Origin of the sequence: Pseudochelatococcus lubricantis (assembly GCF_011762225.1) — a bacterium.
Taxonomy (GTDB): Bacteria; Pseudomonadota; Alphaproteobacteria; order Rhizobiales; family Beijerinckiaceae; genus Pseudochelatococcus; species Pseudochelatococcus lubricantis.
In genome coordinates this window covers 833,075-847,340 of record NZ_JAASQI010000001.1, presented here as the reverse complement: position 1 = coordinate 847,340, position 14,266 = coordinate 833,075, and the positions used below count along the sequence as shown (strand labels likewise).

The window sequence follows — 14,266 nt, the reverse complement described above, 5'->3', positions numbered from 1 at the left end:
GTCAGGAAATGGCGGCGGTCAGAGCAGCGGATCGAGGATGAATTTCTTGTCCGGCGTCACATAGCCGCGGATCACCTTCTGCCCCTCGCGCCCCGACGAGTGGACACGCTGACCCGAATCGCGGATTTGCGGATCGTTCGGGTCCACGGGATATTCCAGCCCGCCCCGCCTTCCGCAGCCCGCGACCGCCGCGCACACGGCCACGGCAAGGCAGAGGCGGAACGCCGCATTGCGGGAAGATTTCAGGCGAAAACGGAGCACAGGGGAACGGAGCACGGGCAAACCTCCATGAAGCGGGCGCACTATAACCGACTGACGCGACAATTCGAGCCCTGTTTCGCATTCTCGCGCGGGAGATCGCGCCGCCGCGATCACGCAGATGCGATCACGCACACGCACGGGCGGGTTGAGATCGCCGCGCAATGGCTTACCTTGTCCCTGCCGGGTCGGCGCGGCGCGAACGCCGGGAATGTCCCTTTGCAGCGTATAGGTCCAACATGAGTGTTTCGTTTCGCCGCCTCGCCGTCACCGGCGCCGTGGCGCTCGTCATCGTCGGCGGCGTCATCGGCATCCGCGCCTACCGGGGGGGCGGCGCGCCGGGCGGCACCTGCCCGGCCTCGGCAGAGGTGCTCACGCGCCTGAAACCCTTGGCGACCGGCGAAGTCGCCGCCGTCCAGGTGGAGAATCGCGCGGCGCCGCTTACCGAACTCACCTTCCTGTCGGCGGACGGAAAGCCGCTGTCCCTCGCCGATTTCCGCGGCCGCACCGTTCTGCTCAACCTGTGGGCGACGTGGTGCGTGCCGTGCCGGGCGGAGATGCCGGCCCTCAACGCCTTGCAGAAAAAGCTGGGCGGGAGCGATTTCGAGGTCGTGGCCGTGAACATCGATACCCGTGAGCCGCAGAAAGCCATGCAATGGCTGAAGGACAACGGCATCGACAGCCTCACGCCCTACAGCGATCCGAAAGCGAAAATCTTCCAGACGCTGCGCGCGGACGGCAAGGCATTTGGTATGCCGACGACCGTGCTTGTCGACCGGGACGGCTGCGCGTTGGGGCATCTCGCCGGCGCGGCGGAATGGGCCTCGAACGACGCGGTAGCCCTGATCAGGGCGGCGATCGGCGGCTGAGGCCGCCGGCTCCCGGGCCTATTCGGCGGCGACCTCGATGCCGTTGTCGGCAAGGATCTTCTGCAGCTCGCCTTCCTGGAACAGCTCGCGCACGATATCCGCGCCTCCGACGAACTCGCCCTTGATGTAGAGCTGCGGGATCGTCGGCCAGTTGGCATATTCCTTGATGCCCTGGCGCATGTCGTCGCTCTCCAGCACGTTGATGCCCTTGTAGGACACACCAACGTAATCGAGAATCTTCACCACCTGTCCGGAAAACCCGCACATCGGGAAATCCGGCGTGCCCTTCATGAAAAGCACGACGTCGTTGGACTTGACCTCGTTGTCGATGAACGCAAGTACGTCGGACATGTTCGAAACTTCCTTGTGAAGCACTGCGGCGCAATCGGCGCCAGATATTAATCCTGCTGCGTTCCGGTGGTGAGCGCAAGAGCATGCAGCGCGCCGCCCATGCGGCCCTGAAGCGCGGCGTAGACGAGCTGATGCTGCTGGACGCGCGACTTGCCGGCGAACGATGGCGAGATCACGGTTGCGGCATAATGATCACCGTCGCCGGCCAGATCGCGGATCTCCACGAAAGCATCGGGAATGGCGGCCTTGATGAGAGCCTCAATCTCTGCTGCTTCCATTGCCATTGAAAATTCCTCTGGATTCAAATCGTTATTCGGGTTTACTCATGTAATCCGGAAGCCACGCCTCATGCCGGGCATGCAGCCTCCCGAGCGATATGGAGCCTTCGCCCGCGATCTGCAACGCCGCTTCGTCCGCCGTCGCGCCGAGCCGACGCAGGGGCACGCCAGCAGCCTGGGCCGCGGCCGTCACCGCAGCCACATCCGCCTGCGCGACTGTGACGACATAGCGCGCCTGATCCTCGCCAAACCAGAAGGCGTGCGCTGGCACACCCGCCGGCGCGGCATCGAGCGTCGCGCCGATGCCCGAGGCGATGGCCATTTCCGCGACCGCCACGAGCAGGCCGCCGTCCGACAGATCATGCACGGCGCTGGCGTGCTTGTCGAGAATGAGGCCGCGCACGAAATCGCCATTGCGCCGTTCCACGGCGAGATCGACAGGCGGCGGCGCGCCTTCCTCACGCCCCACGATCTCGCGCAGGTAGACCGACTGGCCGAGCCAGCCGGCCGTCTCGCCAACGAGCAGGATCGCCTCGCCCGGCCGCTTGAAGGCAAGCGTGGCATGGACCGAGACATCCGCGACGAGCCCAACGCCGCCGATGGTCGGCGTGGGCAGGATGGAGCGGCCCTGCGTCTCGTTGTAAAGCGAGACGTTGCCGGAAACGATGGGGAAATCGAGCGCGACGCATGCCTCGGAAATACCCCGCAGGCAACCGACGAACTGGCCCATGACGTCGGGCTTCTCCGGGTTGCCGAAGTTCAGATTATCCGTTATTGCCAATGGCTTGCCGCCGACGGCTGTGATATTGCGCCAGGTTTCGGCCACAGCCTGCCGGCCGCCAGCCACCGGATCGGCCTCGCAATAGCGGGGCGTCACGTCCGTGGTGAGCGCAAGCCCCTTGGGGCCTTCGCCGATACGTACGATGGCCGCGTCGCCGCCCGGGATCTGCACCGTGTTGCCGAGGATGAGGTGGTCGTACTGCTCCCAAACCCAGCGCTTCGACGCAAGGTCCGGCGTGCCGAGGAGCCGCTCCAGCGCCTCAAGGTCTGAGACGGGCGCGGCGACCGTCGCCGGGTCGAGCACCGGCTGCGGCACAGGCTCGTTCCAGGGCCGATCGTAGAGCGGCGCCTCGTCGCCGAGCTCACGGATCGGCAGGTCGGCCTTGACCTCTCCTTTATGGCGCACGACGAAGCGCTGCGTGTCCGTGGTGTGGCCGACGACGGCGAAGTCCAGGCCCCACTTGCGGAAGATGGCCTCGGCCTCGGCTTGCCGCGCGGGGTCGAGCACCATCAGCATGCGCTCCTGGCTTTCCGAGAGCATCATCTCGTAGGCCGTCATGCCTTCCTCGCGGCAGGGCACGGCATCGAGATCCAGCTCCACACCGAGGCCGCCCTTGGCGCCCATCTCCACCGCAGAGCAGGTCAGCCCCGCCGCGCCCATGTCCTGAATGGCGATGACGGCGCCGGTCTGCATCAATTCGAGGCAGGCCTCAAGCAGCAGCTTCTCTGCGAAGGGGTCGCCGACCTGCACGGTGGGGCGCTTCTCGCCGGAGTTCTCGTCGAACTCGGCCGAGGCCATCGTCGCACCGTGGATGCCGTCGCGGCCCGTCTTGGAGCCGAGATAGACGATGGGGTTGCCGACGCCCGCCGCCGCGGCGTAGAAGATGCCGTCCGCGCGCGCGATGCCCACCGCCATGGCGTTGACGAGGATGTTGCCGTCATAGCGCGTATGGAAGCCCACCGAGCCCGCCACCGTCGGCACGCCGAAGGAGTTGCCGTAGCCGCCGACACCCGCCACCACCCCGGCGACGAGATGGCGCGTGCGCGGATGCTCCGGCGCGCCGAAACGCAGCGAATTCAGCGCCGCGACCGGCCGCGCGCCCATGGTGAACACATCGCGCAGGATGCCGCCGACACCCGTCGTTGCACCCTGGTAGGGCTCGATGAACGAAGGATGGTTGTGGCTTTCCATCTTGAAGACGCAGGCGAGCCCGTCGCCGATGTCGATAATGCCCGCGTTCTCGCCCGGCCCCTGGATCACCCACGGAGCCTGCGTCGGCAGCCCCCGCAGATGGAGGCGCGAGGACTTGTAGGAACAATGCTCGTTCCACATCGCGGACACGATGCCGAGTTCGGTGAAGGTCGGTTCGCGGCCGACCAGCTCCTTGAAACGGGTGTATTCGTCCGGCGTCAGGCCATGCTCGGCGACGAGCCCGGGGGTGATGGTCGGCTCTTTGGCGGTCATCGGAAGCTCACAATGTGACGCCGCGATTATCGCGACTTTTCAGAAAGTTACGTTAGCCTGCTCAACAAACGGACAAGCTCACGCCGCCAACAGGCTCTCGAACAGCCCGCGGCCGTCCGTGCCGCCGACGAGGTCGTCGATCAGGTTCTCCGGATGCGGCATCAGGCCGAGGACGTTGAACTTTTCGGAATAGACGCCGGCGATGTTGTTCAGCGATCCGTTCGGGTTGGCCTGCGGCGTCACCGCGCCCGCGCGGTCGGCGTAGCGGAACGCCACGCGCCCGTCGCCCTCGATCTGCGCCAGCGTCCGCTCGTCCGCGACGAAGTTGCCCTCGCCGTGGGCGATCGCGACGTCGATGGCCTGCCCCTGCGCATAGCGGCGCGTGAAGGCGGTGTCGTTGCGCTCGACGCGCAGGAACTGGCGGCGGCAGATGAAATTCAGGCCGGCATTGCGCATCAGCACGCCCGGCAGCAGGCCGGATTCACACAGGATCTGGAAGCCGTTGCAGATGCCGAGCACCAGCCGGCCCGCCGCCGCGTGGCTGCGCACCGCGTCCATCACTGGCGCGCGCGCGGCGATGGCGCCGCAGCGGAGATAGTCGCCATAGGAAAACCCGCCGGGCAGCACGGCGAGATCGGTGCCGGCGGGCAGGCTGCTGTCGGCGTGCCAAACCTTGGTCACGCTCGCGCCAGCCTGAACGAGCGCCTGCGCCACATCGCCATCGCGATTGGAGCCGGGGAAGATGATGACGGCGGCTTTCATGTCAGGCGTCCAACAATTCGATGCTGTAGTTCTCGATCACGGTATTGGCGAGCAGCTTCTCGCACGCTTCCCCGAGCAGCGCCCTCGCGTGCTCCGGATCGGCTCCGGCGAGCGCGATGTCGAACACCTTGCCCTGCCGCACGCCGGCGATGCCCGCGATGCCGAGCGAGGCCAGCGCCCCTTCGATCGCCTTGCCCTGCGGATCGAGCACCCCGTTCTTGAGGGTAACCGTCACGCGCGCCCGCGGCGCATGGCCGGGGGCATGCGCGGTCGTCTTCTGCGGGGCGGTGTGTTCTGCGGCGGTCATGGCTTGCTCCCTGTCGAACGGCGGTCCCCTCCGCCCTGCGATCCGTCTCTTGCAGATAGGTACGCGAACGGGGGCCTCAAGCCCCCGCTGTAGTCAATATTGATGCTGTTCGCAATCCACTGCGGCATTCGTCCCGCGCAATCCATCCGCGCGCGGCTGCCAGCACCGCGGAACTGTAGCGGACGTGACACCGTGCCGCGCCATCCTTCCGCGTCGCGCCTTCCGGCGCGGCGTGCTACTCCACCAGGCGGGGGGAGTCCCCGCGCGCGGGGTTCTCGCTCTCACCCAGGATGCCGAGCCGGCGCGCCACTTCCGAATAGGCCTCAACCAGGCCGCCCATGTCGCGGCGGAAGCGGTCCTTGTCGAGCTTGTCGGAGGACTTGACGTCCCACAGCCGGCAGGAATCAGGAGAAATCTCGTCGGCGACGACGATGCGCATCATATCGCCTTCCCACAGCCGGCCGGTCTCCATCTTGAAGTCGACAAGGCGGATGCCGATGCCGAGGAAGAGGCCGGTCAGGAAGTCGTTGACACGGATGGCGAGCGCCATGATGTCGTCAATCTCCTGCGGAGTGGCCCAGCCGAAGGCCGTGATGTGCTCTTCCGACACCATCGGGTCGTTCAGCGCGTCGTTCTTGTAGTAGAACTCAATGATCGAGCGGGGGAGCTGCGTGCCCTCCTCGATGCCGAGCCGCGTCGACAGCGAGCCGGCCGCGACGTTGCGCACGACGACTTCGAGCGGAATGATCTCGACCTCGCGGATCAACTGTTCGCGCATGTTCAGACGCCGGATGAAGTGCGTCGGCACGCCGATCTCGTTGAGCTTGGTGAAGATGTATTCGGAAATGCGGTTGTTCAGCACTCCCTTGCCATCGATCACCTCATGCTTTTTGGCATTGAAGGCGGTCGCGTCGTCCTTGAAGTGCTGAATGAGGGTTCCCGGCTCTGGCCCTTCATAGAGGACCTTTGCCTTACCCTCGTAAATACGACGGCGGCGATTCATCGGCGTGTACCGTATCTTGAGGAAATCCATAGGGTGCCGTGGCTCCGAATTAAACGATCCGCGGCTCGAAACAGGCGGAAAACCGGTCAGTGACTTCCGATGCCGGACAGGCGGCTTGCCGTCTGCCCCGCAACCTATCCGATCGCGCGCAAAAGCACAACGCCGGCCGGCGGGTCTGCGGCCCTCGTCCGTCCGTGCTTTTGGCGCACCGGAAATATATCATTATAATTTATTATGGTTAACGGCAAGTTATGGTTAACGGCGCCGTCCGCCACCATACTGTTTCCGCGACGGCGTCGCCGTTCTGTCATGCTGCCGTCAGACGGAACACGCAAATTTTCCGCACATCCCTGCCGGTATCTTCCGGACGTGAGTCGGAACGGGCGTCATCTGAAAATGCACTGGCCATCGCCCGCACGGCACATTATATCGACTGTATCCGCAGAGGATGTAGATGTATCTGCACGGGGAGCACGACCGATGACAACTTTTAACGATCGTCAGAAGGCAGAAGAGGCCAAGTTCGCCATCGACCAGGAACTTCGCTTCAAGGCCGTTGCCCGCCGCAACAAGCTGCTGGGCCTCTGGGCCGCCGATAAGCTGGGCAAGACCGGCGCGCAGGCGGACGAGTATGCCCGCTCCGTCGTGCTGTCGGACTTCGAGGAGCCCGGCGACGAGGACGTGTTCCGCAAGATCCGCGCCGATTTCGACGCCGCCGGCATCGAGCAGTCCGACCACCAGATTCGCCGCGAGATGGAAGCGCTGCTGGTGCGCGCCCACGCCGAAGTCCGCAGCGGCGCGTAACCGCGTCTCCCACCCGGCACCGTCCGCCGTCGTTTCGGGGTGGACGGAAGCCGGGAAGCCGGGCTCATGCCTGTTCGGGGAACGGCAGCCCGAAGGACGACGTCAGGAACAGTCCGCCGTGGCGCAGGCCGCCACCATCGATGCCATGGCCGATACGCGGCGAAAGATGCCATTGCACGCCGAGGCCCTCGCCGGCCAGCCGCTCGGCCGAGAAAAACAGCCCGTCCACCGGGATCACCTCGTCCGCCTCCCCGTGCACGAGCAGAATCGGCGGCACAGCCGCCGCGCCCGGCCGGGACGCGGGCTCCGCGCCGCCCCCGGGCGGCACCACCAGAATGCCCGAATAGCCGACAATCGCAGCCGGCGCGACCCTGCGGCGCAGTCCGACGTGCAGCGCCATCATGGTGCCCTGGCTGAACCCGACCAGCGCCAGACGGTCAGGCGTGAGCCCGTGGCGCTGCAGCTCCGCGTCGAGAAACGCCTCCAGCGACGGCGCCGCGTGATTGACGCCGCGCCAGCGCTCGTCAGGATCGCGAAAGGTCAGCGCGAACCATTGCCGGCCCATGCCGGACGCCGGGCACGGCTCCGGCGCGTGCGGGGAGACGAAGGCCGCATCGGGCAGCCAGCGCTGCCATTCGCGTCCGATGTCGATCAGATCGTTGCCGTTCGCGCCATAGCCATGCAGGAAGACGACGAGCTGGCGGGCGTTGCCCGAACGTGCGGCGAGCCGCGGTCCGTCGATAATTGCCATGGAACCTCCGGTCGATAACGCATCAAGCCTATGAAACGGATACCGTTATCGGGATCAACCCGATGCATGGACTAAAGCATTTTCCAATCAGATGATTCCAGCTGATCGGAAAGTGCTCTAAAGCAATCCCGGCGGAAGTGGAGACACCTTTTACGTCCGGAATTGCATCAAAACAAGTAACATAGGCCATTGTTGCGTTTCAACGAAACGTAGAAATGGTCTGAATTCTATATTTTTCCGCAACTTGCATTCAATTTGACAACTCAGATTGAATGCAAACTGCTTTACGGAGACGTGTACGCGGGCGAAAATGGCGGCCTCGCTGCTCCGGCTCCGCGATGCGCCTTCAGGCGATGATATCGGGCGTCAACTGATCCTCAAGATAGGCGATGCGATCCTTCAGCGCGAGCTTGTTCTTCTTCAGGCGCTGCACCTGAAGCTGGAAAGCGGCTCCCTCGCCTTCAAGCGCGGAAATCCGCGCGTCAAGCTCGCGGTGCTCGCCGCGCAGCCGCTCAAGCTCGGCCGCCAGTATCGTGCGTTCTTCAGTATCCAGATCGAATGCCATCACCGCCCCGGCACTATCCGGATTGCGCCCACGTGCGGCACCTTATGCGAGGAAATGGTCGCGCCGCAAGGGTTCTTTGAACAGTTATGGACAGGATGACGCCATCCCCACATGAGGGTGCCGGAACGCCATTCCGGCCCCTGCTGCGCCGCACAATCGTTCTTGCGTGCGACATTTTTCTCCGTGCCGCGCGCGAATCGCGTTTGACCTTCCGTCGTTTTATGTCAGACTGACGACATCGGCAATCGGTATGGAGGTTATTCGATGTCCCTTGAAGGTCACCTCTTCGAATTGGAACGCCGTCACGAGTCAATCGAACGAGAAATCAAGACACACCTCACCAAACCTTACATCAATAGCGAACAGATAGCCGAGCTTAAACGCCGCAAACTTCAACTCAAGGATGAAATTACACGTATCTATTCCAGGAAGGATGGTCAAAAGCTTAACTGAAGCTTGACACACATCCGTTAGCGCCTGTGCCACCGCCGCGATAGCGACCGTCGCGGCGGACAGACAGCGCAGGCGTATACGCCAGCCGCAACATTCCGGATATTGCGCCCGGCCAGCGATAACCGACGAAAGTTGTAATCGCTCAAGGCTTGCGCGACATTTTCCATCCTCCTACGTTCCGCTGAAAGCGCGCCGGCCCGCTGCCTCACCGAATGCCCGGGCCGAGACCCGTCGCTCGAAGCTCAACGAGGGAGGAGAGCCGTGACCGCAGACAACACCCCATCATCGCCCGACGTCACGCCTGAAGGCGCCAACAGCGCTTATGCGCAGGCGTATGCCCGATGGCAGGCCGACCCGGAGGAGTTCTGGCGCGAGGCTTCCGGCGCCATAAGCTGGGTGCGCGCACCTTCCCGCATCTTCGACCCGCAGGAGGGCGTCTACGGCCGCTGGTTTCCGGACGCGACGCTGAACGCGAGCTACAACGCCATCGACCGCCACGTCGACGCGGGGCGCGGATCGCAGCCGGCCATCATCTACGACAGCCCGGTGACGGACTCGAAAAGGGTCATCTCGTACAACGGCCTGCTGAGCGAGGTGCAGACGCTCGCCGCCGTCCTCGCCGATCTCGGCGTCACGCAGGGCGACCGCGTGATCATCTACATGCCGATGATTCCGGAGGCCGTCATCGGCATGCTGGCCGTGGCGCGGCTCGGCGCGATCCATTCGGTGGTGTTCGGCGGTTTCGCGGCGCCGGAACTCGCGACGCGCATCGAGGACACGGAGCCCAAGGTCATCCTCACCGCCTCCTGCGGCATCGAGCCCTCGCGCGTCGTCGCCTACAAGCCCCTGCTCGACGAGGCGTTGCGGCTTGCCGACGCCAGGCCCGCGGTTCTCGTGTTCCAGCGTCCGCAGGCCCGTGCCGAACTGGTCGAGGGGCGCGATCACGACTGGGCCGGGCTCGTGGAGAGGGCCCGCGAAGCCGGGCTCTCCGCGCCGCCCGTCCCGGTCAAGGCGACCGATCCGCTCTACATTCTTTATACGTCCGGCACGACGGGCAAACCCAAGGGCGTCGTGCGCGACACCGGCGGCTATCTGGTGGCGCTGGCCTGGACCATGAAGAACCTCTACGACATCAAGCCCGGCGAGGTATTCTGGACCGCCTCCGACATCGGATGGGTCGTCGGCCACAGCTACATCGTCTACGGCCCGCTCATCAACGGCAGCACGACTGTCATCTACGAGGGCAAGCCTGTCGGCACGCCGGACGCGGGCGCCTTCTGGCGCGTGATCGGCGAATACAACGTGGCGGCGTTGTTCACCGCGCCCACGGCGCTGCGCGCCATCCGCAAGGAAGATCCGCACAGCAAGCTGCTGCCGCCGTATGACCTGTCGAAGCTGCGCACTCTCTTCCTCGCCGGCGAGCGCGCCGATCCGGACACCGTGAACTGGGCACGCGACACGCTGAAGATTCCCGTCATCGACCACTGGTGGCAGACGGAAACCGGCTGGGCCATCACCGGCAATCCGGTGGGGCTCGGCGTGCTGCCGGTCAAGGCCGGGTCGTCGACCGTGCCGATGCCCGGCTATGACGTGCGCATCGTCGACGAGGGCAACAACGAGGTGCCGGCCGAGACGATGGGCTCCATCGTCATCAGGCTGCCGCTGCCGCCCGGCTGCCTGCCCACCCTGTGGCGCAATGATGAGCGCTTCCGTGACGGCTACCTCTCCGAGTTCCCTGGCGCCTACAAGACGTCGGACGCCGGCTTCAAGGACAGGGACGGCTATATCTTCATCATGGGCCGCACCGACGACATCATCAACGTCGCCGGCCACCGCCTGTCCACGGGTGGTATGGAGGAGGTGCTGGCGAGCCACCCGGCGGTGGCGGAATGCGCCGTCATCGGCATCGCCGACTCTCTCAAGGGCGAGGTGCCGTGCGGCTTCGTCGTGCTCAAGAGCGGCGTCACGGACAATCCGGCTGATATCGAGAAGGATCTGATCGCGCGCGTGCGCGAGCAGATCGGCCCGGTCGCCGCTTTCCGCCTCGCGATCACCGTGGGGCGGCTGCCCAAGACCCGCTCCGGCAAGATCCTGCGCGGCACCATGAAGAAGATTGCCGACGGCCAGGCGTGGTCGCTGCCGGCGACCATCGAGGACCCGCAGTCGCTGGATGAAATCGCCGAGGCGCTGAAAAGCCACGGCCTCTGACAAGGAAGAAGAACGGAGGCGGCTGCTCTACAGCGGTCGCCCCTCGACCGCGCTGCGCAGCTTCTCCCGCGCCGTGCGCACCCCGTCGAGATGCGGGTTGACGGCGAGCGCCCGTTCATAAAGCGTAAGCGCGCCCTTGCGGATGCCCGTGCGTTCGAGGATTTCGGCGAGGGTTTGCAGCGCGACAAAATGTCGCCCGTCCCGCAGCAACACCTGATTGATATCCGCGACGGCCCGCTCGTCGTCGCCGATAGCGGCGAACACCTGCCCCCGCAGGGCATAGGCCTCCGTCCAGTCCGGCCTCAGGACAATGGCCCTGTCGATCAGCTCGATGGCGAGGGCGGCGTCGTCGACGCCAAGCGCCGTGTGGGCGCGCGTCAGCAGCAGGTCGGCAGTATCGCTGCCTGAGCGCAGCCAGTTGCGGGCGATGGCCGCCTCGATCCGTTTCGCCTCGCGCGCATCCCGCGCCCCGGCAAGCTGCTCGTAGAGCGTGTCGAGGGCGCTCCCGCTTTCCCGTGAAGCATCGGGCGAGGCGACACCGTCGGCGCGCGCAGCAGGCGGATGACCCGCGCCCAACAGGGCAAGCGCGAGCAACGTCGCGCGCACCGGAAGGCCCGGCCCGCACTGAAACAGCTTCCTGATGGCGGCAAGCCGGATCGCGAAAATCTTCATGCGGCGATGATAGCGGCTTCAGGGCGTGTTGCCAGCCAAATCTGTGCGGACAACAGAGGCCGAACCTCGCGAAGCACGGAAAAGGCGCGGCAAGCAATGCCGGACGCAATCCCCAGACAAGGTTGCCGTGACAGCTTGGGCAACGCGCCTGAATCGCCGCGACCTTATCGGGGTTAGTAGACAGAATCTTGGTTAGCAAATGGTTAACGCCGCGCCCGTCGGGCTGATGAATGGTTTTTACGTGGGATGGCCATGACCGGTCGTGAGCATGCCGAGAAGCTGTGGGGCAATATCCGCGACCTCGGGGCGCGGCGGCTCGCCGCGCTTGCCATCGTCGGCCTGACGGTCTTCCTTGCCGTGGCGCTGGGCGCCTATTACCTCAGCCGTCCGGAGATGGAGGTTCTTTACACGGGCCTGAGCAGGGACGACGTCACGCGCATCGGGGCGGCCCTGCGCGACGGCGATATCCCCTTCGACGTCAGCGCGGACGGCACCAGCGTCTATGTCTCGCACGGCAATACGGCTGCCGCGCGCATGCTGCTCGCGGGCAAGGGCCTGCCGCAGAGCGCGAGTTCCGGCTACGAACTGTTCAATGATCTCGGCTCGCTCGGCCTCACCTCCTTCATGCAGGAGGTGACGCGCGTGCGCGCCCTTGAGGGAGAACTGGCGCGGACGATCCAGACCATCAAGGGCGTCAAGGCGGCCCGTGTCCATATCGTGCTGCCGGACCGCGGCTCCTTCCGCCGGGAGCAGCAACCGGCCTCGGCGTCGGTGGTCATCCGCACGGAGCCGTCCGACGACACGAGTTCGGCACAGGCGATCCGCAACCTCGTGTCATCAGCCATTCCGGGCCTGACGGTGGAGCGCGTGTCGGTGCTCAACACGGACGGCGTGCTGCTCGCGGCGGGCGACAGCCGCAGCGGCGTGGGGCCCGGTCAGGCGAACGCCACGGAAAAATCCATCTCCGCCGACCTGCAGGAGAACGTCAGGCGGGCGCTGACCCCCTTCCTCGGTCTCGACAATTTCGAGGTCAGCATCGCCGTCGACCTCAACACCGACAGGACCAGCACGCATGAGACGATCTACGATCCGGATTCGCGGGTGGAGCGGTCGACGCGCGCCGTGCGGGAGTCGGAGGCCTCCCAGAACGCCAACCAGCAGACGCCGGCGACCGTGCAGCAGAATATCCCGCAGGGGGCGCCGAACGCGGCGCCGGGCGAGACGGCCAGCACCGACTCGAGCCGGCGCGAGGACGTCACCAATTACGAGATTTCGTCCAAGACGGTGCAGACGGTCCGCGAGGGCTACAGCGTCGAGAAGATGTCGGTGGCGGTGCTCATCAACCGCGCCCGCATCCGGCAGCTCATCGGCGGCGACCCGTCGCAGGAAGCCGTCGACAGACAGGTCGCCGAGATCGAGGCGCTGACGCGCTCGGCCGCAGGCTATTCCGAAAGTCGCGGCGACACCATCAAGGTGCTGGCGGTCGATTTCCCGGAGGACGGGCGGCAGCTCGATCCCTACCCGCCGCTGTCGATCACCGAACTCCTGCTGCGGCAGATGGGCAATGTCATCAACGCGGCAACCATTCTCGTCGTCTCGCTTCTGCTGATCTGGTTCGGCCTGCGGCCGGCGGTCAACGCCATTCTGGCCCGCCCGGAGATCAAGGGCGACGCCGAAGCGGTGCTGGCGCTGGACGATGCGTCCGGAATGGGCGAGGCGCAGCAAGGCACGCTCCAGGCGCGGCCCGCGCTGGCCGGCCCCGGCGAGGATTTCCATCTGATCGAGGACCTGACGGAAAGCATCCAGCGCAAGGCGCAAAAGAGGCTCGAACAGGTCATCGCTCTTGATGAAGACCGGGCCGCGGCCGTTCTGCGCGAGTGGCTCCATCGTGAAAGCGCTGCATCATGAAGACATCGCTCGCCGCCTGCCTGCCGGATTTCGATACTGACGACAGCTCCGGCTCCATCGCGGACTCCTCGGGCCCGCAGCCGGCGGCGCCGACGGAACCCCCGCCTCCTGCCCCGCGCGCGGAGGCCGGCCGGTTGCCGCCCGGCGCCCGGATCCGGTCGGCCAGCAGCAAGCTGCTGTCGGTGGCGCGGCCGGCGGAGCAGGCCGGCGAGCCCTTCATTGCCCCGCTCATCGATCCGGCGCCGCCGGTCGATATCGAGGCTCTGCTGAAGGAACATGGCGACAAGGTGCGCAGGGAGGCGGCCGGAAAGGCCGAGGCCACGCTTGCCGAGGCGCTCGGCAGGGAGCGCGAGGCGCATGCCGGACAACTCGCCGAAGCCCGCGCACAGTGGGTCGCCGAGGAGTCCACCCGGCTGACCGAGCGGATGACCGCCGCCCTGCAAGAGATCGAGGATGGCCTGTCCGGAACGGTGGCGCGGATGTTCACGCCCTTTCTCAAACAGGCCATTCGTGAGAAGGCGGCTGCGGCGCTGCACCGGACGGTCGCCGCCCTTCTCGGCGATGTGAATCATGCCAGAATCGAGATTTCCGGCCCAGGCGACCTGATCGATGCGATCCGCGGCGCCGTCATGGCGGGCGCTCCCGGCCACGCGGGGCGGATCGCCTTCACCGTCACGGAAAAGCCCGACGTCCGCGTGGTCGCCGGCAGCACAGTCTGCCTGACGCAGCTCGATGTCTGGAACGGCCTCATCGAGGAGGCGCTGGGCGGGCATGCGGATACATAGAGCGGGAAGGCTGTCAGGCAAGAGATCGTCCTGCCCCTGCACCCTAT

16 protein-coding genes are annotated in these 14,266 nt (G+C 65.6%); 6 read left to right on the top strand and 10 right to left on the bottom strand.

Annotation, left to right across the window (positions count from 1 at the left end):
- Positions 1-18: 18 nt before the first annotated feature.
- Entirely contained in the window at positions 19-276 is a 258-nt protein-coding gene (locus tag FHS82_RS03645) for a lipoprotein (protein ID WP_166948763.1), read from the bottom strand.
- A gap of 221 nt (positions 277-497) precedes the next feature.
- Here FHS82_RS03645 and tlpA point away from each other — a divergent pair, with 221 nt between their 5' ends.
- Entirely contained in the window at positions 498-1,127 is a 630-nt protein-coding gene (tlpA, locus tag FHS82_RS03640; protein ID WP_166948761.1) for a thiol:disulfide interchange protein TlpA, read from the top strand.
- 18 nt (positions 1,128-1,145) lie between these two features.
- Here the strand turns inward: tlpA and grxD are convergent, their stop codons facing one another.
- From grxD to purC, 6 genes are all read right to left on the bottom strand, one after another.
- A complete protein-coding gene (grxD, locus tag FHS82_RS03635; RefSeq protein WP_166948757.1) occupies positions 1,146-1,478 on the bottom strand; it encodes a Grx4 family monothiol glutaredoxin in 333 nt (110 codons plus the stop codon).
- 47 nt (positions 1,479-1,525) lie between these two features.
- On the bottom strand, positions 1,526-1,762 hold the full coding sequence (locus tag FHS82_RS03630; RefSeq protein WP_166948754.1) for a BolA family protein: 237 nt from the start codon (positions 1,760-1,762) through the stop codon (positions 1,526-1,528).
- Positions 1,763-1,787: 25 nt separating this feature from the next.
- Entirely contained in the window at positions 1,788-4,001 is a 2,214-nt protein-coding gene (gene purL / locus FHS82_RS03625; protein WP_166948752.1) for a phosphoribosylformylglycinamidine synthase subunit PurL, read from the bottom strand.
- A gap of 78 nt (positions 4,002-4,079) precedes the next feature.
- A complete protein-coding gene (purQ, locus tag FHS82_RS03620) occupies positions 4,080-4,763 on the bottom strand; it encodes a phosphoribosylformylglycinamidine synthase subunit PurQ (RefSeq protein ID WP_166948750.1) in 684 nt (227 codons plus the stop codon).
- Between the two features lies 1 nt (position 4,764).
- Positions 4,765-4,998 (bottom strand): phosphoribosylformylglycinamidine synthase subunit PurS, encoded by a 234-nt coding sequence (gene purS / locus FHS82_RS03615; RefSeq protein ID WP_343042496.1) that lies wholly within the window; start codon positions 4,996-4,998, stop codon positions 4,765-4,767.
- Between the two features lie 307 nt (positions 4,999-5,305).
- A complete protein-coding gene (purC, locus tag FHS82_RS03610; protein WP_166948745.1) occupies positions 5,306-6,103 on the bottom strand; it encodes a phosphoribosylaminoimidazolesuccinocarboxamide synthase in 798 nt (265 codons plus the stop codon).
- A 450-nt stretch (positions 6,104-6,553) separates the two neighbouring features.
- On the opposite strand from purC, the gene FHS82_RS03605 reads away from it, so the two are divergent.
- On the top strand, positions 6,554-6,877 hold the full coding sequence (locus tag FHS82_RS03605; RefSeq protein ID WP_166948743.1) for a DUF1476 domain-containing protein: 324 nt from the start codon (positions 6,554-6,556) through the stop codon (positions 6,875-6,877).
- Between the two features lie 64 nt (positions 6,878-6,941).
- On the opposite strand, the gene FHS82_RS03600 is transcribed toward FHS82_RS03605, so the two are convergent.
- Both FHS82_RS03600 and FHS82_RS03595 read right to left on the bottom strand, forming a co-directional pair.
- Positions 6,942-7,628: an alpha/beta hydrolase gene (locus tag FHS82_RS03600; protein ID WP_166948741.1), complete on the bottom strand. Its 687-nt coding sequence runs from the start codon at positions 7,626-7,628 to the stop codon at positions 6,942-6,944.
- A gap of 346 nt (positions 7,629-7,974) precedes the next feature.
- On the bottom strand, positions 7,975-8,193 hold the full coding sequence (locus FHS82_RS03595) for a YdcH family protein (protein ID WP_166948739.1): 219 nt from the start codon (positions 8,191-8,193) through the stop codon (positions 7,975-7,977).
- A 264-nt stretch (positions 8,194-8,457) separates the two neighbouring features.
- Between FHS82_RS03595 and FHS82_RS03590 the strand changes: the two genes are divergently transcribed.
- The gene (locus FHS82_RS03590; protein ID WP_166948737.1) at positions 8,458-8,646 is read left to right on the top strand and encodes a YdcH family protein; all 189 of its coding nucleotides are present in this window, start codon (positions 8,458-8,460) and stop codon (positions 8,644-8,646) included.
- 261 nt (positions 8,647-8,907) lie between these two features.
- Positions 8,908-10,854 (top strand): AMP-binding protein, encoded by a 1,947-nt coding sequence (locus tag FHS82_RS03585; RefSeq protein ID WP_166948735.1) that lies wholly within the window; start codon positions 8,908-8,910, stop codon positions 10,852-10,854.
- A gap of 27 nt (positions 10,855-10,881) precedes the next feature.
- Here the strand turns inward: FHS82_RS03585 and FHS82_RS03580 are convergent, their stop codons facing one another.
- Entirely contained in the window at positions 10,882-11,526 is a 645-nt protein-coding gene (locus FHS82_RS03580; protein WP_166948733.1) for a tetratricopeptide repeat protein, read from the bottom strand.
- A gap of 252 nt (positions 11,527-11,778) precedes the next feature.
- On the opposite strand from FHS82_RS03580, the gene fliF reads away from it, so the two are divergent.
- Entirely contained in the window at positions 11,779-13,434 is a 1,656-nt protein-coding gene (fliF, locus tag FHS82_RS03575; protein WP_166948731.1) for a flagellar basal-body MS-ring/collar protein FliF, read from the top strand.
- Positions 13,431-14,219, top strand: coding sequence for a hypothetical protein (locus tag FHS82_RS03570; protein WP_166948729.1), 789 nt, complete (start codon positions 13,431-13,433; stop codon positions 14,217-14,219). The genes fliF and FHS82_RS03570 overlap by 4 nt, the downstream gene beginning before the upstream one ends.
- Positions 14,220-14,266 lie beyond the last annotated feature (47 nt).